Origin of the sequence: Streptomyces tubbatahanensis (assembly GCF_022699385.1) — a bacterium.
GTDB lineage: Bacteria > Actinomycetota > Actinomycetes > Streptomycetales > Streptomycetaceae > Streptomyces > Streptomyces diacarni.
In genome coordinates this window covers 2,504,309-2,522,267 of the sequence record NZ_CP093846.1, presented here as the reverse complement: position 1 = coordinate 2,522,267, position 17,959 = coordinate 2,504,309, and the positions used below count along the sequence as shown (strand labels likewise).

Below are 17,959 nucleotides of genomic sequence, written 5' to 3'. Positions count from 1 at the left end.
GCCCGTCCGGGCGGCTGCTCAGTCGACCAGGTCCCGCACCACGGCGTCCGCCAGCAGACGGCCCCGCAGGGTGAGAACGGCGCGTCCCCGTGCGTAGGGTTCCGGCTCCAGCAGGCCGTCGTCGCATGCCCGCTGTGCGGCCTGCGCCCCGTCTTGGGCCAGCAGGTCCAGGGGACAGCCGTCCCGCAGCCGCAGCTCCAGCAGGATCCGTTCGACGCGCCGGTCCTCGGCGTCGAGGATCTCGCGGCCCGCGCCGGGCGAGCGGCCCTCGGCGAGGGCCTTCGCGTAGCCGGCGGGGTGCTTGACGTTCCACCAGCGCACTCCGCCGACGTGGCTGTGCGCGCCGGGCCCTGCGCCCCACCAGTCGGCCCCCGTCCAGTACAGCTCGTTGTGGCGGCACCGGGCGGCCGTCTTTCCGGCCGCGGCCCAGTTGGAGACCTCGTACCACTCCAGGCCCGCCGCGCTCAGCCGCTCCTCGGCGATCAGGTAGCGGTCCGCGTGCACGTCGTCGTCCGTCATCGGCACCTCGCCCCGCCGGATCCGCCGCGCCAGCCTGGTGCCCTCCTCGACGATCAGCGCGTAGGCGGAGACGTGGTCGGGTCCTGCGGCCAGCGCGGCGTCCAGCGAGGCCCGCCAGTCGTCGTCCGTCTCGCCCGGGGTGCCGTAGATCAGGTCGAGGTTGACGTGCGAGAACCCCGCCTTGCGGGCCTCCGCGACGCACTCCTCGGGGCGGCCGGGCGTATGGGTGCGGTCCAGCACCCGCAGCACGTGCGCGCGGGCGCTCTGCATGCCGAACGAGACCCGGTTGAAGCCCGCCCCGCGCAGCTGCGCCAGGTACGCCGGGTCGACGGACTCCGGGTTCGCCTCCGTGGTGACCTCGGCGTCCTCGGCCAGTCCGAACTCCTGGTCGATCGCCGTCAGCATCCGCCCCAGCTCGGCCGCAGGGAGCAGGGTGGGCGTGCCGCCGCCGACGAACACCGTCGAGACGGGGCGCGGGTCCTCGCCGAGCACCCGGCGGGCGAGGCGGATCTCCTCGACGACCTGCTCCGCGTACCGGTCCCGGCTGGTTCCGCCGAGTTCGGAGGCGGTGTAGGTGTTGAAGTCGCAGTAGCCGCAGCGGGTGGCGCAGTACGGCACGTGCAGATAGAAGCCGAGCGGGCGCGTGGCCGCGCCGTCGAGCGCGTGGCGGGGCAGCGAGCCGTCTGCGGGCATCGGCTCGCCGTCGGGAAGTGCGGAGGGCATCTGTCCATTGTCCCCGTTCCCGGACGAAGCCCTGCGTCCGGGAACGGGGACAATGGTCAGGAGCGGGGACGACGCCCGCGGGTCAGGCGGCCGTGCCCCCCGCCGTGGTGAGACGCCGGCCGCGCAGCGCCCGGTAGACGGCGCCGATCGCGGCGGCCTGCACCAGCGCGGAGAGGCCGATCAGCAGCGCCATGGCCCAGCCGCTGTCGGGGACGAGCGGCAGGAAGAGCACGGAGACGGGCGCTGTGGCGAAGAACATCCACACCCCGGCGAACGAGGCGTCGGGCCCGGAGTCGAACAGGCTGACGCCGATGGTGAAGAGCACGGCGGCCACGACCAGCGCGAGGTAGGCCAGCGACGCCGGGTTGAGCAGCAGTCCCCGAGCGGTGGTGAGGCGTTTCGTGTCCCCGGACTCTGCCATGACCAGACCCCCTGATCCCGGTCGCACGCGAGTGCGACGCTGTGGTGTGCGGTGTGCTCTGCCACGGTAGGCAGGCCCCGCGCGGCCCGGCATGAGTACGCGTACTCACCTGGTACGCGTACGCGAGCCGTGAGGGGGACAGGAGGCGGGGCGCGGGGGGCGCGAGGGCCGCCGCTCAGGCGTCCTCCGGGGCGGTCACGAAGTCGATCAGCTCCTCCACGCGGCCCAGCAGCGCGGGCTCCAGGTCCTTGTAGGAGCGCACGCTGCCCAGGATGCGCTGCCAGGCGGCGCCCGTGTTCGGTTCCCAGCCCAGCCCCGCGCACACGCCCAGCTTCCAGTCCGTCCCCCTGGGGACCTTCGGCCACGCGCCGATCCCCACACATGCGGGTTTCACGGCCTCCCAGACGTCGATGTAAGGGTGCCCGACGACCAGCACGTTTCCGCCGCTGCGCGCATCCACCTCCGCCGCGATCCGCGACTCCTTCGACCCCGGCACCAGGTGGTCCACGAGCACCCCGAGCCGTGCGTCGGGTGCGGGTGCGAAGGCCTCGACGACGGCGGGGAGATCGTCGACGCCCTCCAGGTACTCCACGACGACCCCCTCGATGCGCAGGTCGTCCCCCCACACCTTCTCCACCAGCTCCGCGTCGTGCCGTCCCTCGACGTAGAGGCGTCCGGCGCGCGCCACCCGGGCCCGTGCGCCGGGTACGGCGACCGAACCTGAGGCGGTCAGCCGCGGTCCCCTGGCGGCTGCCGCGGCGGGGGCGGCGCGGGGCCGTACGAGCGTGACGGTCCGCCCCTCCAGCAGAAAGCCGCGCGGCGCCATGGGGAAGACCCGGTGCTTGCCGAAGCGGTCCTCCAGGGTGACGGTCGGCCCCTCGGCGGTCTTCTCGCACCGTACGACCGCCCCGCAGAACCCCGTGGTGACCTCTTCGACCACCAGGTCGGGCTCGGCGGCCACCTCGGGCACGGGCTGCTTCCGCTTCCACGGGGGAGTCAGGTCGGGGTTGTCGTAACGGTCATGACGGCTGCGCATGGGCACATTCTGCTATGTGCCCGGCCCGGTCCCGCTACGCGTCGGGCGGCGTCCCGCTATGCGTCGGGCGAAGTCCCGCTACGCGTCGGGCGGTGTCCCGCTACGCATCGGGTCCGGCGAACCGCCGCGCCAGCTCCTCCCGTTGCGCCCGCACGAACGCCGCGTCGACGACGGCCCCGTGCCCGGGTACGTACAGCGCTTCCTCGCCGCCCAGTGCCAGCAGCCGGTCGAGCGCCGCGGGCCAGCGGGCGGGGTGGGCGTCGGCTCCCGCCTGGGGTTCGTCCGACTCCTCCACCAGGTCGCCGCAGAAGACGACGTCGGGGTCTCCGGGCACCAGCACGGCCAGATCGTGTTCGGTGTGCGCCGGACCCACGTTGACCAGGACGACCTCGCGTCCCCCCAGGTCGAGGGTCAGCTGCCCGCTGACGGGGTGGTGCGGGCGCGCCAGGACGTCGGCCGCCTCGGCGGCCTCGTCCTCCGGCAACCCGTGTGCGACGGCGTCGTCCCGCAGTGCCTCCCCGTGCCGGTCGAGGAACGCGGCGGCACCGACCGCCGCGTACACCTGCGCGCCGGAGAAGACGGCGGTGCCGAAGACGTGGTCGAAGTGCGGGTGCGTGAGCGCGGCCCACCGCACCCGGCGGCCCAGCAGCGCGGTCACGTCGGCCCGGATTCCGGCGCCCTCCCGCAGCGAGGAGCCGGTGTCGATCACCAGGGCCCCGTCGTCGCCGCTGACGGCGCCCACCGTCGCGTCCCACTCCGGCAGCCTGCGCCGCACCACCCCGTCCGCGAGCCGCTCCCAGGCCCGGCCGTCGCCACCCATGAGAACGCCGGCGTCTTCCGCGCCCGCGGCCCGCGGTGGGTGCGCCGTGTGCGGCATGTGTGGCGTGTGCGTACGACTGTCCCCTTGCGCCTGCATACGACGACGCTAACGGCAGTGCGCGGCCGGCGCCCCCTCCCGGCGCCCGGGGTACGGTTCGGGGCGGCGGATGAGGCGGCCCTTGCCCCGGCTGTGGTGACCGGCCGTACACTTGCTCAGGGGCTTGGCACTCCGGCCTGCAGAGTGCCAGGCGAAGTGCCAGGGATGACCGCCAGGGAACGAACCAGGACCAGCGGCCGGACGGGAGGTGTGCGCCATGCTCAGCGAGCGCCGGCTGGAAGTGCTCCGCGCCATCGTCCAGGACTACGTCGGCACCGAGGAGCCGGTGGGCTCGAAGGCCCTCACGGAACGGCACAACCTGAAGGTGTCGCCGGCCACGGTGCGCAACGACATGGCGGCCCTGGAGGACGAGGGCTACATCGCACAGCCGCACACCAGCGCGGGGCGCATCCCCACGGACAAGGGGTACCGGCTGTTCGTCGACAAGCTCGCCGGCGTCAAGCCGCTGTCGTCGCCGGAGCGGCGCGCGATCCAGAACTTCCTCGACGGCGCCGTCGACCTCGACGACGTGGTGGGGCGCACGGTGCGGCTGCTGGCGCAGCTCACCCGGCAGGTCGCCGTCGTGCAGTATCCCTCGCTGACGCGTTCGACGGTGCGCCACGTCGAGCTGCTGGGGCTCGCGCCCGCGCGGCTGATGCTGGTGCTGATCACCGACACCGGACGCGTCGAGCAGCGCCTGATCGACTGCCCGGCGCCGATCGGTGAGACGGTGCTGGCCGATCTGCGCGCCCGGCTCAACAGCCGCGTGGTCGGGCAGCGCTTCACCGAGGTGCCCTCCCTGGTGCAGGACCTGCCCGAGGCGTTCGACGCCGACGACCGCGCCACCATCTCCACGGTCCTGGCCACCCTCTTGGAGACCCTGGTCGAGGAGACCGAGGAGCGGCTGATGATCGGCGGCACCGCCAACCTCACCCGCTTCGGGCACGACTTCCCGCTCACGATCCGCCCGGTCCTGGAGGCGCTGGAGGAGCAGGTCGTCCTCCTCAAGCTGCTCGGTGAGGCGAAGGACTCGGGCATGACCGTACGAATCGGGCACGAGAACCAGCACGAGGGACTGAGTTCCACATCGGTCGTCTCCGTCGGCTACGGTTCGGGCGACGAAGCAGTCGCCAAACTCGGCGTGGTCGGACCGACCCGCATGGACTACCCCGGAACGATGGGAGCTGTACGCGCAGTGGCACGGTACGTCGGACAGATCCTGGCGGAGTCATAAGGTGGCGACGGACTACTACGCGGTCCTCGGCGTGCAGCGCGACGCCTCGCAGGACGAGATTAAGAAGGCCTTCCGCAGGCTCGCCCGCGAGCTGCACCCGGACGTCAACCCGGACCCGAAGACCCAGGAGCGGTTCAAGGAGATCAACACCGCCTACGAGGTGCTCTCCGACCCGCAGAAGAAGCAGGTCTACGACCTGGGCGGAGACCCGGCCTCCGGCGCGGCCGGCGGAGCGGGCGGCTTCGGCGGCGGCTTCGGCAACTTCAGCGACATCATGGACGCCTTCTTCGGCACCGCGGCGCAGCGCGGCCCGCGCTCGCGCACCCGCCGCGGCCAGGACGCCATGATCCGCCTCGACATCGATCTGGACGAGTCCGCTTTCGGCACGACCAAGGACATCCAGGTCGACACCGCCGTCGTCTGCAACACCTGCAGCGGCGAGGGCGCGGCCCCCGGCACCTCCGCGCAGACCTGCGACATGTGCCGAGGCCGCGGCGAGGTCTCCCAGGTCACCCGCTCCTTCCTGGGGCAGGTCATGACCTCGCGGCCCTGCCCGCAGTGCCAGGGCTTCGGCACCGTGGTGCCCACGCCCTGTCCCGAGTGCGCGGGTGACGGCCGCATCCGCTCGCGGCGCAGCCTGACGGTGAAGATCCCCGCCGGTGTCGACAACGGCACCCGCATCCAGCTCGCCGGTGAGGGCGAGGTCGGTCCGGGCGGCGGCCCCGCCGGCGACCTGTACGTGGAGATCCACGAGAACGCCCATCCGACCTTCCAGCGGCGCGGTGACGACCTGCACTGCACCGTCACCATCCCCATGACGGCCGCGGCCCTGGGCACCAAGGTGCCGCTGGAGACGCTGGACGGCATGGAGGAGATCGACATCCGTCCCGGCACCCAGTCGGGGCAGTCGGTCCCGCTCCACGAGCGCGGCGTCACCCACCTGCGCGGGGGCGGACGCGGCCAGCTCATCGTCCACGTCGAGGTCACCACGCCCTCGAAGCTGGAGCCGGAGCAGGAGGAGCTGCTCCGCCGCCTCGCCAAGCTGCGCGGTGAGGAGCGGCCCACGGGCCAGTTCCAGCCGGGCCAGCAGGGCCTGTTCTCCCGCCTCAAGGACGCTTTCAACGGGCGGTGACCCGGGCGGCGGCGCCCCTTCCTTCGCGGGCTTCGCGGGAAGGGGTGAGTTCCTCCGCGGGCTTCGCGGGAAGGGGCGAGCGGGGTGCGGCGACGGGCTGTGAGGCCGTCTTGCGGGGCGTGACAGGATGGCGTCATGCCCACCCCGTACCCCTCGTACGCCTCGACGTGTTCGCTGTCCGAGCTGGTTGAGCACCCCGTCATCCAGGCCCCGATGGCCGGCGGGGCCGCGGGCCCCGAGCTGGCCGCGGCCGTGAGCGAGGCGGGGGGTCTGGGCTTCCTCGCCGCCGGCTACAAGACGCCGGAGGCGATGTACGAGCAGATCAAACAGACGCGTCGGCTCACGGGCCGCCCCTTCGGCGTGAACCTGTTTCTGCCGCAGCCGCGCATCGCGGACCCCGCCGCTGTCGACGTCTACCGTGAACAGCTCGCCGGCGAGGCCACCTGGTACGAGACGGAACTGGGGGACACGGAAGGCACGACGGACGACGCCTACGAGGCGAAGCTGGCGGTCCTGCTGGAGGATCCGGTGCCCCTCGTCTCCTTCACCTTCGGCTGCCCCTCGGCCGCCGACCTGGAACGGCTGGCGAAGGCGGGCACCCGCACTCTCGTGACGGCGACCTCCGTCGCGGAGGCACAGGCGGCGCAGGAAGCGGGCGCGGACGCCGTGTGCGTCCAGGGGATCGAGGCGGGCGGCCACCTGGGCTCGCACCGCGATGATCCGCAGCGCGAGCCCGGCAGCGGCGGCGTCGGGCTGCTCTGTCTCGTCGCCCAGGCCAGGGAGGCGGTCAGGCTGCCGCTCGTCGCCTCAGGCGGGCTGATGCGCGGCGGGCAGATCGCCGCGGTGCTGGCGGCCGGCGCCACGGCCGCCCAGTTGGGCACGGCCTTCCTCGTCACCCCGGAGTCCGGCGCCGATCCGCTGCACAAGCAGGCCATGACCAACCCGACGTTCACCAGGACCGAGTTCACCCGCGCCTTCTCCGGGCGCGCGGCACGCGGGCTGGTCAACCGCTTCCTGCGCGAGCACGGCCCCTACGCGCCCGCCGCCTATCCGCAGGTCCACTACCTGACGGCCGGGCTGCGCAAGGCGGCGGCCCGGGCGGGCGACCCGCAGGCCATGGCGCTGTGGGCAGGGCAGGGACACAGGCTCGCGCGCGAGCTGCCCGCGGGGCAGCTCGTGGAGGTCCTCGTCGCCGAGATCGCCGCCGCGCGGGAGGCGCTGGCATGAGCGCTCCCGTCTTCCTCGCCGACACCGCTCTGCTGAGCCGCGGCACGGTCGTGCTCGACGGGCCCGAGGGGCGGCACGCCGTCTCGGTGCGCAGGCTGCGTCCTGGCGAAGAGGTCGTCCTGACCGACGGCGCGGGCACCGGTGCCTACGGCAGCGTCACCGCCGTGGAGGGCAAGGACCGGCTGGAGGTCACCGTCCGCGAGGTGCGTGTGGAGCCGGAGCCGCAGCCCGCGCTCACCGTTGTCCAGGCCCTGCCCAAGGGCGACCGGGGCGAGTTGGCCGTCGAGACGATGACGGAGACGGGTGTGGACGCTATCGTCCCGTGGGCCGCCTCGCGGGCCGTCACCCGGTGGAAGGGGGAGCGCGCCGCCAAGGCGCTCGGCAAGTGGCGCGGCACGGCGCGGGAAGCGGGCAAGCAGGCGCGGCGGCTGCGGTTCCCCGCGGTGGCCGAGCAGGTCTCCTCGTCCCAGGTGGCCGCGTTGCTCGCCGAAGCCGACTTCGCCGGGGTGCTGCACGAGGAGGGCGCGGTGCCGCTGGCGACGGCGCCGCTGCCGTCCTCGGGAAGGATCGTGCTGGTGGTCGGGCCCGAGGGCGGGGTCGCGCCGGAGGAGCTGGAGCTGTTCGCGCAGGCGGGTGCCGAGCCGTTCAGGCTGGGGCCGAGCGTGCTGCGGACGTCCACGGCGGGGACGGCCGCGGCGGCGGTGGTGCTGGCGCGGTCAGGACGCTGGGGCTGAGGGCGCGGCCGCCGGGGGAGAGGCCCGGCGCGTCCCGATCCGGCCCCGCCTCGGCGGTGGGTCACCCAGCGGAAACGGTGAAAGGGCCAGGCGGCGGCCTCGGGTAACATCCGGGCATGGCTTCCAACGGAGAACCGCAGCAGGACTGCCTGTTCTGCAAGATCGTCGCGGGTGAGGTCCCCGCGACGCTGGTGCGGGAGACGGAGACCACCGTCGCGTTCCGCGACATCAACCCGCAGGCCCCCACGCACGTGCTGGTCATCCCCAAGGCGCACTATCAGGACGCCGCCTCCCTGGCGGCCGCCGCACCGCAGCTGATGGCCGACGTGGTGCGCGAGGCGGGCGAGGTCGCGGCGCTGGAGAAGATCACCCCGGCCGAGGGCGGCGGGCCCCACACCGGCTACCGCGTGGTCTTCAACACCGGTTCGGGAGCCGGGCAGACGGTCTTCCACACGCACGCGCACGTGCTCGGCGGCCGGGGCCTCGAATGGCCGCCCGGCTGACCGGCCGGCGGTGAGCGGATGCGGACCGGATACCGGGTGACGCGCCTTGTCCGTGCGTGAACTGGTCGTTCTGGGCACCGCCAGCCAGGTGCCCACGCGGCAGCGTAACCACAACGGGTACGTACTCCTGTGGGACGGCGAAGGCATCCTCTTCGACCCCGGCGAGGGGACGCAGCGCCAGATGCTGCACACGTCGGTCGCCGCACACGACCTGACGCGGATCTGCCTCACCCACTTCCACGGCGACCACACACTCGGCCTGCCGGGCGTCATCCAGCACATGAGCCTCGACGGGGTGCCGCACGAGGTGAGTGCCCACTACCCGGCGAGCGGACAGACCTACTTCGCCCGCCTGCGCCACGCCACGCCGTTCCACGACACGGTGGCGCTGCGCCAGGCGCCCGTCACAGGGCCCGGCGTGATCGCGGGCGGTGCGGACGAGCCCGAGGTGCCGTTCACGCTGGAGGCGCGGGAACTCTCGCACCGTATCGACGCGTTCGGCTACCGGCTCACCGAACCCGACACCCGCCGCATGCTGCCGGAGAAACTCGCCGAGCGGGGCATCAGCGGCCCGGACGTGGGGCTGCTCCAGCGGCGCGGGGAGCTGCGCGGGGTGCGCCTGGAGGAGGTCAGCGAGCCCCGCGCCGGGCAGCGGTTCGCCTTCGTGATGGACACCCGGCTGTGCGAGGGGGTGTACGAGCTGGCGCAGGGCTGCGACATGCTCGTCATCGAGTCGACGTTCCTGCACGCCGACGCGGAACTCGCCGAGATCTCCGGACATCTGACGGCCTACCAGGCGGGCCGGGTGGCCGCCGGCGCCGGTGTACGCCACCTCGTGCTGACGCACTTCTCGCAGCGCTACCAGGACACCTCGCTGTTCGCCGCCGAGGCCCGTGCCGCCGGGTTCGAGGGGACGCTGACCGCGGCGGAGGACCTGACGCGGGTACCGGTGCCCAAGCGGCGCTGAGCCCCCGCCGTGGCCTCGCCGGTGCAGCCGGCCATGACGCCCCCGCCGGGGCGGCCGGCGCCGGTCCCGGGCTCCGTCCTGGCGAGCTCGCGCCGGCGGCCGCCGCCGGTTCCCCGCGGCTCCCGGCCCGCTGGTGGCGGCGTGAGCTCGCCGATCCCGAGCGTGGCATCCCTGCTGCGGCGGCCCTGCCGGGTGGGTGCATGATGAAGCAGGCGTGGGAGGGAAGGGGCGGGGGATGGCGCACTGGACGGTGGGCAGACAGGGAGCGGCTCCCGCGGGGGCGGAGCGGGTCGGCGGCGCGGGCTGGACGGCCGCGTGGCTGACGGGGGCCGTGACGCTGTCCGCGGAGGGCGCGCTCGCGCTGATCGTCTTCTTCCTCGCGGGCTTGCGCGAGGAGCACTACGTCGCCGCCGGGATCCCCGCCTACGTCGGGTATCTCCTCGCGGCCGTGGTCGCCGCGGCCGCGCTCGGCCTGGCGGGCTTGATCGGCTCGGCGGCGGCCGTCCTGCCGGTCGTGCGGCTGTCGCGCTGGTCGGCCCGCAGGATCGGGCGGGCGGAGACGATCGGCTGGTGCCTGACTGTCTGCGGGGCGATCGCCACGGCGGCCGCCGTGTGCACCGGGGTGCCGACCGGGCTTCGCGGCGGCAGTTGGACGGTGCTTCCGCTGGTGCTTCTCGCGGTCTTCCTGGGCTTGGTCCCCGCCGTTCTGTGCACGCGGGCCGTGACCGTCCTGCGCCGCACCGGTACGCGGTTCGGGCTGGCCGGGGTGGTGTTCGTCTGCGGTCTGACGCTCTCGGCTGTGATGCTCGTCGGTGGTCTGGCGGCCTACGGGACCGGCCTGCTCCAGAGGTACGAGCCGCCACGGCTCACCGCAGCGCAGCTCGTCGGCGCGTGGACCGACGGCCGGGGCGGCACCCTCACCCTCCGGGCTGATGGCACCGCGGTCGCCGACGGTCTGGACGTCCATACCGCGCAGGCGGCGCGCGACGGAGACGCACCCGAGCGGTGCAGCGGCTCCGGCACGTGGGCGCGGGGCCATGCGCCGTCCGCGACCCCGCGGCTCGACCTCAGTGTCAGCGGCTGCGTGGAGGACATCGGCTGGCAGTTCGGCGGCACCGCGGCACAGCCCACCCTCTACTACTGGATCGGCGACCCGGACTCCCTCGACCAGTACGCACTGCACCGTGGATCGCCGGTGCCGTAGTCGGCAGGGGGCGCGCCCCTACGCCTCTCGCCCGGCTCCTCGTGCTCGACGCGCCACAGGCGAGGTGCGCCACAGGCGTGGTGCGCCACAGGCGACGTCCGCCTGGCGGTGCCCGTCGGCCCTGGCGGGCTCCTCGGATGTTGGCCGCAGCCCGGGTCAGCCGGTCATGACGCTGGTGAGCCGCTCCAGGCCGATGTTGCCGCCCGAAAGGATGACGCCCACCCTTCTCGGGCCCGCGCCCTCCGTGTGCCCCGCGGGCGGGGGGTCGAGGCGGTCGGCGAGCAGGGCGGCCAGCGCGGAGGCGCCCGCCGGCTCGACCAGCATCTTGAGCCGTTCGAGCACGAACCGCATCGCCGTGCGCAGCTCGTCGTCGCTCACCAGCAGCACGCTCTCCAGGAGCCGCCGGTTGATCGGATACGTCAGGGCGCCGGGCGTGGTGGCGGTCAGGGCGTCGGCGATGGTGTGCGGCACCCGAACGCTCACCCGCTCGCCGGCCGCCAGGGAGCGGGCGGTGTCGTCGCCCGCCTCCGGCTCGACGCCGAGCACGCGCATGCCGGGATACAGCCCCTTGGCGGCGGTGGCGCATCCGGCGGCCAGCCCGCCACCGCCCACCGGGACGAGCAGCGCGTCCAACTCGCCCACCTCCTCCAGCAGCTCCAGGGCCGCGGTGCCCTGGCCCGCCATGGTGCGCGGGTGGTCGTAGGGCGGGATGAGGGTCAGCCCGCGGTCGGCGGCGAGCTGCTCGCCGATCGCTTCCCTGCTCTCGGTGTAGCGGTCGTAGGTGACGACCTCCGCTCCGTACCCCGCTGTCGCGTCCAGCTTGGCGGTGGGGGCGTCGGCGGGCATGACGATGACGGCGCCGGTGCCGAACTCGCGGGCGGCGAGCGCGACCGCCTGCGCATGGTTGCCCGACGAGTACGCCACCACGCCGTGCTCCAGCTGGCGCGGGGTGAGCTGCGTCATCCAGTTGTAGGCCCCGCGGAACTTGAAGGCGCCGGCCCGCTGGAGGTTCTCGCACTTGAGGAACACCTCGGCCCCGACCAGCCGGTCGAGTGTGCGGGAGCGCACGACGGGCGTCCGGTGCACCCCCGCCTCGATGCGGGCGGCCGCCTGCCGGATGTCGTCCAGCGTCAGGACGGGATCGGTGGTCTTGGTCACCTTGTGACCGTATCCCAGGGGTACGACACCCTCCGGGAGAGGGCCCGTGCCTGCCGCCGGGCGGCAGGCACGGGGCTCCTCACAAGCTAAGGCTCCTCAGAAGCCGAGCCGGCGCAGCTGCTTGGGGTCGCGTTGCCAGTCCTTGGCCACCTTGACGTGCAAGTCGAGGTAGACGGGCGTGCCCAGCAGCGCCTCGATGTGGCGGCGCGAGGTGGAGCCGACCTCCTTGAGCCGCTTGCCCTTGGGCCCGATGACGATGCCCTTCTGGCTGGGCCGCTCCAGGAAGATGTTGGCGTGCACGTCCAGCAGGGGACGGTCCGCCGGGCGGCCCTCGCGGGGCACCATCTCCTCCACCACCACGGCGATCGAGTGCGGCAGTTCGTCACGGACGCCTTCGAGCGCGGCCTCGCGGATCAGCTCGGCCACCATGACCTGCTCCGGCTCGTCCGTCAGGTCGCCGTCCGGGTACAGCGGCGGGCCCTCGGGCAGCAGCGGCACCAGCAGGTCGGCCAGCAGCTCCACCTGGGTGCCCGCGGTGCCGGAGACCGGGACGATCTCGGCCCACTCGATGCCCAGCTCCTTGCCGAGCTGGTCGACGGCCATCAGCTGCTCGGCGAGAGCCTCGTTCGTCACCAGGTCGGTCTTGGTGACGACGGCGACCTTCGGTGTCTTCTTCCGCACCTCGGCCAGCTCACCGGCGATGAACCGGTCACCCGGACCGATCTTCTGGTCGGCCGGGACGCAGAAGCCGATGACGTCGACCTCGGCCCAGGTGGTGCGCACCACGTCGTTGAGGCGCTCGCCCAGCAGCGTGCGCGGCTTGTGCAGCCCGGGGGTGTCCACCAGGACGAGCTGCGCGTCGGACCTGTGCACGATGCCGCGCACCGTGTGCCGGGTGGTCTGCGGCCTGGTGGAGGTGATCGCGACCTTCGTGCCCACCAGCGCGTTGGTCAGCGTCGACTTGCCCGCGTTCGGGCGGCCGACGAAGCAGGCGAAGCCCGAGCGGTACTCGGCCGCGTCCGGATCGTTGCCTGCGGCGGCACCGGGGGCGGTGGAGGAAGCGTTCATGCGCTCCATTGTCCCCGATGGCCGGTACGGGCCCGCACGCCGACTCCGGGCGTCAGGGCGCGGGGCTCAGCCCGCCGTCACGGTCGCCCGGAGCGTGCCGTCCGGACCGGCCAGGAGCACCGGTGTGGCGGGGCCGCCCAGGTCGCGTACGGTCGCCAGGTCCTCGTCCGGCACCCGCTCGGCGTCCGCGACGACGGCCGCCGCCTCCAGCGACTTCGCGCCCGAGGCCACGGCCATGGCCACGGCGGTGCGCAGCGCCGACAGCTGGAGCGAGGGCAGCGCGACGGAGCCCGCCACATAGGTGCGGCCGGTCTCGTCCCGTACGGCGGCACCCTCGGGGACGGCGTTGCGTGCGCGGGCGCTGCGTGCCAGCGTGAGGATCTTGCGGTCTTCCGGGTCGAGCCCGTCCGTGCTGCTCAGGTCACTCATGACGGCGAGCATATGCGGTGCGCGAGCGCCCGCGAGAGGGCGCCCCGCGACCCGGCGGCCGGCTCGTGCCCTGGGCGCCGACCCGGTGCCGGCCACGGGGTTGTGCGGGATCAGGTGCAGGTCGGGGCGGGCCGGCACCTGGAGCGTCGTCGTCTCGAAGTGCAGGGCGCCGAGCACCGGGTGGTCCAGCTCCTTGAGCCGCCGGCCCGGCCGGCACACGTCGCCCTGACGGTGGGCCGCCCCCGGATGGCCCCCGGCAGGGGGACAGGGGCCAGAGCACTGGGCCTGGGGATCAGTCGTCCTGCTCCGGCGGCACCGTCGGAGTGGGCGTCCGGCCCTTGGTGACCGCCTTGAGGCGCTTGGCCGCCTCCTTGGCCACCTCGGTGGTCATCCCGGTGTCGCCCTTGCCCGTGGTCAGCAGGGCGAGACCGGTGGTGGACCGCTCCGCGCGGGTGAGGACGAGGTCCAGCGTGAGCTGTTTCCCGTCCGCCGAACCGCCCTTGGCGCTGCCCCGCAGGCGGGCGCCCGCGCTGTCCGCGCCGGTCTTCGGCTTCAGTTCGGAGACCTTCCACTCGACGGTGGTCGCGTTGTTGCGGGTGGTGACCTTCTTGCAGCTGTCCCGCACGCTCTTGAAGGTGCTCAACGCCCGCTTCGCGTCGCGGGTGGCGTCGTAGGAGGCGATCTCGCTGGACAGGTAAGGGCCGCTCGCCGACTTGCTGTAGTCGCGCGACGCGTCGGTCCGTGCCTCGTGCTTGTCCAGATCGCCGCCGAGCGCGTCCATCAGCTTCTTGCAGTTGCGGTCCTTGGTGCTCAGATCGTCGGGCGCGTCACCCGCCGCCGTGGTGTCGTCCAGATCCGCGCTCTTCCACCCCGCCGGCAGGTTCTGCTCGACCACCAGCGCCGCGCGCGCCTGCTCTTCGCTGAGCGGGCCCTCCGCCTTCGAGGGCGAGCCCGTGGGAGTCGCGTCGGACTTCGAGGGCGAGGGCGAGTCCCCGCCGGAGTTGGACTCGCTGTCGCCACCGCATCCGGCGACGGACAACAGGACGGCGGCGGACACGACACCGACGAGCGGGGCACGGCGGCGGTGCCGGGCACCGCCGAGCGGGGCACGGCGGCACGAGGGGCGAGGACGCGGCATGGCGGGAGGCCTTTCGACGAGGGTTCCCCCCACCGCACCAGCTGCCCGCGCCGGCCACCACCCCACCTGCGCCGAACGGGCGACGGGCGGGCGGTCAGCTGCCGCCGAGCCGCAGCCGCTCCCAGCGGGGCAGCCCGGCGACCACCAGGTCCCAGGAGTCCTCGACCATCTCGCGTACCGCGCGGTCCGGCAGGCTGCCGTCGAGCGTGACCGTGTTCCAGTGCCGCTTGTTGAGGTGCCAGCCGGGCCGCACCGCCGGATACGTCTCGCGCAGCCGGAGCGCGATCTCAGGCTCGCACTTGAGGCTGACCCGCAGTGGCGCTTCGTCCAGCGAACTGAAGGCGAAGATCCGCCCCTTGACCTTGAACGTGGACAGCCCTGGGTTCGCGGGGAACGGGAAGTCCTCCCACGCGTCGTTCTGTCCCAGACAGCAGGCTCTGAGCTCCTCCGGCGTCATGGAACAAGCCTAGGGACGGGGTACGACAACGCGGCGGGAGCGGTCACAGCACCGGCGGGAGGCCGGCGGGAGAGGGCTCCCGCCGGCGCCTCAGCCCTCGCCGACGGCCGTGCTCTGCTCGCCGTCGGTCGTCACGGGCTCGCGCACCGCCTCGACCAGCACCGTCACGATCTTGTTGCGGCGCCCGGCCGGGGACTCGGCCGTCAGCCGCAGCCCCGTCAGTGTCGGATCCGAGTGGTCCTCGGTGACGTCCACGACGGTGGCGGCCCCGGCGATCGGGACCCGGCCCAGCGACTTGGCCAGCAGCCCACCGACCGTCTCCACGTCCTCGTCGTCCCAGCCGGTGAGCCCGTACAGCTCGCCCAGATCGGCGATGTCGAGACGCGCGGTGACGCGGTAGCGGCCCTCGCCCAGGTCCTCGACGGGCGGCAGCTCGCGGTCGTACTCGTCGGTGATCTCCCCGACGATCTCCTCCAGGATGTCCTCGATGGTCACGACGCCCGCCGTGCTGCCGTACTCGTCGATGACGACGGACACGTGGATCCGGTCCTGCTGCATCTCGCGCAGCAGGTCACCGGCGTTCTTGGTGTCGGGCACGAACGTGGCCGGGCGCATCGCGGTCGAGACCAGCTCGCTCTCCGCGTCGCGGCTGATGTGCACCTTCCGCGCCAGGTCCTTGAGGTAGACGATGCCCACGACGTCGTCCTCGTTCTCGCCCACCACGGGGATCCGCGAGAAGCCGGAGCGCAGCGCCAGCGTCAGCGCCTGGCGGATCGTCTTGAACCGCTCGATGGTGATCAGGTCGGTACGCGGCACCATCACCTCGCGCACCAGCCGGTCGCCGAGCTGGAAGACGGAGTGCACCATCTTCCGCTCCTCCGCCTCGATCAGCGACTCCTGCTCGGCGAGGTCGACCATCGCGCGCAGCTCCGCCTCGCTGGCGAACGGGCCCTTGCGGAACCCCTTGCCCGGCGTCAGCGCGTTGCCCAGCAGGATCAGCAACTGCGGCACGGGGCCCAGGATGCGGGCCAGCGGGAGCAGTACGAAGGCGGAGGCCGTCGCCGTGTTGAGAGGGTGCTGGCGGCCGATGGTGCGGGGCGAGACGCCGATCGCCACGTAGGAGGCGAAGACCATGACCCCTATCGCGACGGCCAGCGCCTGCCAGGTGCCGTCGATGGCCCGCAGGCACGCGTACGTGACCAGCGACCCGGCCGCCACCTCGCACGCCACCCGCAGCAGCAGGGCGAGGTTGAGGTAGCGGGTCGGGTCGGCGGCCACGGCCGCCAGCTTGTCGCTGCCGCGCCGCCCCTGGCGGACCGCCTCCTCGGCGCGGTAGCTGGTCGTACGGGCCAGGCCCGTCTCGGCGCACGCGGCGAGCCAGGCCACGATCACCAGCAGCACGACGGCTGCGATCAGCGGCGTGCTCACGAGGTGGTGGTGGGGGCGGGAGACGGTCCGGTCAGGCCCTGCTCGGCGCGCCAGCCGTCGACGATCGCGGACTGGAGGCCGAACATCTCGGCCCGCTCGGCGGGCTCCTCGTGGTCGTAGCCCAGCAGGTGCAGCACCCCGTGCACGGTGAGCAACTGGAGCTCCTCGTCCATGGAGTGCTTGGTCGGCGCGTCCGCGCCCTGCTTGGTCGCGACCTGGGGGCACAGCACGATGTCCCCGAGGAGTCCCTGCGGGGGCTCCTCCTCGTCCCTGGAGGGCGGGCGCAGCTCGTCCATCGGGAACGACATCACGTCCGTGGGCCCCGGCAGGTCCATCCACTGGAGGTGCAGCTGCTCGATCGTCTCGGGGTCGACGCAGATGACCGACAGCTCCGAGAGCGGATGGATGCGCATCCGGGCCAGCGCGTAACGGGCGATGTCGAGCAGTGCCTGCTCGTCGACCTGGTGCCCTGACTCGTTGTTGACGTCGATCGACATGGTGGGTGTCGACTACTTCCTCTTGCCGTTGTTCCGCCTGGGCGGGGCTTCGCCCTCACCCTGGACCTCGCGGGCGCTGTCGTAGCGCTCGTACGCGTCGACGATACGGCCCACCAGCTTGTGCCGGACCACGTCGGTGCTGGTCAGCTGCGAGAAGTGGACGTCTTCGACGCCCTCCAGGATCTCCCGCACCTGGCGCAGCCCGCTCTTCGTACCGCCGGGCAGATCCACCTGGGTCACATCACCGGTGATCACTATCTTGGAGTCGAAACCGAGCCGGGTGAGGAACATCTTCATCTGCTCGGGGTTCGTGTTCTGCGCCTCGTCCAGGATGATGAACGCGTCGTTGAGCGTCCTGCCCCGCATGTAGGCCAGCGGAGCCACCTCGATGGTGCCCGCCGCCATCAGCCGGGGGATCGAGTCCGGATCCAGCATGTCGTGCAGCGCGTCGTACAGCGGCCGCAGATACGGGTCGATCTTCTCGTAGAGCGTGCCCGGCAGGTAGCCGAGCCGCTCTCCCGCCTCCACGGCAGGGCGCGTCAGGATGATCCGGGTGACCTGCTTGGCTTGGAGCGCCTGCACCGCCTTGGCCATCGCCAGATACGTCTTGCCCGTGCCGGCCGGGCCGATGCCGAAGACGACCGTGTGCGTGTCGATCGCGTCCACGTACCGCTTCTGGTTGAGCGTCTTGGGGCGGATCGTGCGGCCGCGGTTGGAGAGGATGTTCTGGGTGAGCACCTCGGCGGGCGTCTCCTCGGCGCCCCCCGTGCCGTTCTCCTGTGCGCGGAGCATGGAGATGGAGCGCTCCACCGCGTCCTCCGTCATCGGCTGGCCGGTGCGCAGCACCAGCATCATCTCGTCGAAGAGGCGCTGGACGAGCGCCACCTCCGCCGGGTCGCCGGTCGCGCTGATCTCGTTCCCCCGGACGTGGATGTCCGTGTCGGGAAACGCGTCCTCGATGACGCGCAGCAGGGAGTCTCCGGAGCCCAGCACCGTGACCATCGGGTGCTTGGGAGGCACGGTGAAGCGGGCTGTTTCCTGCCCGGATCCGGCCTGGGATGGTGTTGTCTGCGTCATGGGCGGCCTCTGGGGCCTGCTCATCTCCCTCTCTGCGCCGTTGTTGCTACGGCTTCCAGGGTACGACGCCCCTCCCGTGGGGCTCACCGGT

Annotated in this window: 19 protein-coding genes; 7 read left to right on the top strand and 12 right to left on the bottom strand. The window is 72.8% G+C overall.

Annotation, left to right across the window (positions count from 1 at the left end):
• Positions 1–18: 18 nt before the first annotated feature.
• From hemW to MMF93_RS10910, 4 genes are all read right to left on the bottom strand, one after another.
• A complete protein-coding gene (hemW, locus tag MMF93_RS10925; protein WP_242751082.1) occupies positions 19–1,242 on the bottom strand; it encodes a radical SAM family heme chaperone HemW in 1,224 nt (407 codons plus the stop codon).
• Positions 1,243–1,324: 82 nt separating this feature from the next.
• Positions 1,325–1,663 (bottom strand): SCO4225 family membrane protein, encoded by a 339-nt coding sequence (locus MMF93_RS10920; protein ID WP_242751080.1) that lies wholly within the window; start codon positions 1,661–1,663, stop codon positions 1,325–1,327.
• Positions 1,664–1,838: 175 nt separating this feature from the next.
• On the bottom strand, positions 1,839–2,699 hold the full coding sequence (locus tag MMF93_RS10915; protein ID WP_242751077.1) for a DUF3097 domain-containing protein: 861 nt from the start codon (positions 2,697–2,699) through the stop codon (positions 1,839–1,841).
• Positions 2,700–2,799: 100 nt separating this feature from the next.
• Entirely contained in the window at positions 2,800–3,519 is a 720-nt protein-coding gene (locus tag MMF93_RS10910) for an MBL fold metallo-hydrolase (RefSeq protein WP_242757468.1), read from the bottom strand.
• 313 nt (positions 3,520–3,832) lie between these two features.
• Here MMF93_RS10910 and hrcA point away from each other — a divergent pair, with 313 nt between their 5' ends.
• From hrcA to MMF93_RS10875, 7 genes are all read left to right on the top strand, one after another.
• Positions 3,833–4,849 carry a heat-inducible transcriptional repressor HrcA gene (gene hrcA, locus MMF93_RS10905; protein ID WP_114018276.1) on the top strand — a complete coding sequence of 339 codons (1,017 nt, stop codon included), beginning with the start codon at positions 3,833–3,835 and terminating at the stop codon, positions 4,847–4,849.
• Position 4,850: 1 nt separating this feature from the next.
• The gene (dnaJ, locus tag MMF93_RS10900) at positions 4,851–5,981 is read left to right on the top strand and encodes a molecular chaperone DnaJ (RefSeq protein ID WP_242751075.1); all 1,131 of its coding nucleotides are present in this window, start codon (positions 4,851–4,853) and stop codon (positions 5,979–5,981) included.
• Positions 5,982–6,116: 135 nt separating this feature from the next.
• Positions 6,117–7,208 carry a nitronate monooxygenase gene (locus MMF93_RS10895; RefSeq protein WP_242751072.1) on the top strand — a complete coding sequence of 364 codons (1,092 nt, stop codon included), beginning with the start codon at positions 6,117–6,119 and terminating at the stop codon, positions 7,206–7,208.
• On the top strand, positions 7,205–7,942 hold the full coding sequence (locus MMF93_RS10890; RefSeq protein ID WP_242751070.1) for a 16S rRNA (uracil(1498)-N(3))-methyltransferase: 738 nt from the start codon (positions 7,205–7,207) through the stop codon (positions 7,940–7,942). The genes MMF93_RS10895 and MMF93_RS10890 overlap by 4 nt, the downstream gene beginning before the upstream one ends.
• A 116-nt stretch (positions 7,943–8,058) precedes the next feature.
• Entirely contained in the window at positions 8,059–8,445 is a 387-nt protein-coding gene (locus MMF93_RS10885; RefSeq protein ID WP_242751067.1) for a histidine triad nucleotide-binding protein, read from the top strand.
• A 46-nt stretch (positions 8,446–8,491) separates the two neighbouring features.
• On the top strand, positions 8,492–9,412 hold the full coding sequence (locus MMF93_RS10880) for a ribonuclease Z (protein ID WP_242751065.1): 921 nt from the start codon (positions 8,492–8,494) through the stop codon (positions 9,410–9,412).
• Between the two features lie 235 nt (positions 9,413–9,647).
• Entirely contained in the window at positions 9,648–10,616 is a 969-nt protein-coding gene (locus MMF93_RS10875; protein ID WP_242751064.1) for a hypothetical protein, read from the top strand.
• Between the two features lie 156 nt (positions 10,617–10,772).
• On the opposite strand, the gene MMF93_RS10870 is transcribed toward MMF93_RS10875, so the two are convergent.
• From MMF93_RS10870 to MMF93_RS10835, 8 genes are all read right to left on the bottom strand, one after another.
• Positions 10,773–11,774, bottom strand: a complete 1,002-nt coding sequence (locus tag MMF93_RS10870; protein ID WP_242751062.1) for a pyridoxal-phosphate dependent enzyme — start codon at positions 11,772–11,774, stop codon at positions 10,773–10,775.
• 96 nt (positions 11,775–11,870) lie between these two features.
• A complete protein-coding gene (gene era / locus MMF93_RS10865; protein ID WP_242751060.1) occupies positions 11,871–12,842 on the bottom strand; it encodes a GTPase Era in 972 nt (323 codons plus the stop codon).
• Positions 12,843–12,908: 66 nt separating this feature from the next.
• A complete protein-coding gene (locus MMF93_RS10860; protein WP_242757466.1) occupies positions 12,909–13,283 on the bottom strand; it encodes a cytidine deaminase in 375 nt (124 codons plus the stop codon).
• 280 nt (positions 13,284–13,563) lie between these two features.
• Complete coding sequence (locus tag MMF93_RS10855) at positions 13,564–14,328, bottom strand: hypothetical protein (protein WP_242751059.1); 765 nt, start codon at positions 14,326–14,328, stop codon at positions 13,564–13,566.
• Between the two features lie 175 nt (positions 14,329–14,503).
• Positions 14,504–14,866, bottom strand: a complete 363-nt coding sequence (locus tag MMF93_RS10850; protein WP_242751057.1) for an MmcQ/YjbR family DNA-binding protein — start codon at positions 14,864–14,866, stop codon at positions 14,504–14,506.
• Positions 14,867–14,956: 90 nt separating this feature from the next.
• Positions 14,957–16,294 (bottom strand): hemolysin family protein, encoded by a 1,338-nt coding sequence (locus MMF93_RS10845; protein ID WP_242751055.1) that lies wholly within the window; start codon positions 16,292–16,294, stop codon positions 14,957–14,959.
• Complete coding sequence (gene ybeY, locus MMF93_RS10840; RefSeq protein WP_114021925.1) at positions 16,291–16,791, bottom strand: rRNA maturation RNase YbeY; 501 nt, start codon at positions 16,789–16,791, stop codon at positions 16,291–16,293. Before ybeY ends, MMF93_RS10845 begins: the two co-directional genes overlap by 4 nt.
• A 12-nt stretch (positions 16,792–16,803) precedes the next feature.
• Positions 16,804–17,868 carry a PhoH family protein gene (locus MMF93_RS10835; RefSeq protein WP_242751052.1) on the bottom strand — a complete coding sequence of 355 codons (1,065 nt, stop codon included), beginning with the start codon at positions 17,866–17,868 and terminating at the stop codon, positions 16,804–16,806.
• Between the last annotated feature and the right edge of the window lie 91 nt (positions 17,869–17,959).

Bases quoted from the DNA above. Each gene is read 5' to 3' on its own strand.
- hemW (WP_242751082.1), bottom strand. From the start codon at position 1,242: ATGCCCTCCGCACTTCCCGACGGCGAGCCGATGCCCGCAGACGGCTCG.
- MMF93_RS10920 (WP_242751080.1), bottom strand. From the start codon at position 1,663: ATGGCAGAGTCCGGGGACACGAAACGCCTCACCACCGCTCGGGGACTG.
- MMF93_RS10915 (WP_242751077.1), bottom strand. From the start codon at position 2,699: ATGCGCAGCCGTCATGACCGTTACGACAACCCCGACCTGACTCCCCCG.
- MMF93_RS10910 (WP_242757468.1), bottom strand. From the start codon at position 3,519: ATGGGTGGCGACGGCCGGGCCTGGGAGCGGCTCGCGGACGGGGTGGTG.
- hrcA (WP_114018276.1), top strand. From the start codon at position 3,833: ATGCTCAGCGAGCGCCGGCTGGAAGTGCTCCGCGCCATCGTCCAGGAC.
- MMF93_RS10895 (WP_242751072.1), top strand. From the start codon at position 6,117: ATGCCCACCCCGTACCCCTCGTACGCCTCGACGTGTTCGCTGTCCGAG.
- MMF93_RS10890 (WP_242751070.1), top strand. From the start codon at position 7,205: ATGAGCGCTCCCGTCTTCCTCGCCGACACCGCTCTGCTGAGCCGCGGC.
- MMF93_RS10885 (WP_242751067.1), top strand. From the start codon at position 8,059: ATGGCTTCCAACGGAGAACCGCAGCAGGACTGCCTGTTCTGCAAGATC.
- MMF93_RS10875 (WP_242751064.1), top strand. From the start codon at position 9,648: ATGGCGCACTGGACGGTGGGCAGACAGGGAGCGGCTCCCGCGGGGGCG.
- era (WP_242751060.1), bottom strand. From the start codon at position 12,842: ATGAACGCTTCCTCCACCGCCCCCGGTGCCGCCGCAGGCAACGATCCG.
- MMF93_RS10860 (WP_242757466.1), bottom strand. From the start codon at position 13,283: ATGCTCGCCGTCATGAGTGACCTGAGCAGCACGGACGGGCTCGACCCG.
- MMF93_RS10850 (WP_242751057.1), bottom strand. From the start codon at position 14,866: ATGACGCCGGAGGAGCTCAGAGCCTGCTGTCTGGGACAGAACGACGCG.
- ybeY (WP_114021925.1), bottom strand. From the start codon at position 16,791: ATGTCGATCGACGTCAACAACGAGTCAGGGCACCAGGTCGACGAGCAG.
- MMF93_RS10835 (WP_242751052.1), bottom strand. From the start codon at position 17,868: ATGACGCAGACAACACCATCCCAGGCCGGATCCGGGCAGGAAACAGCC.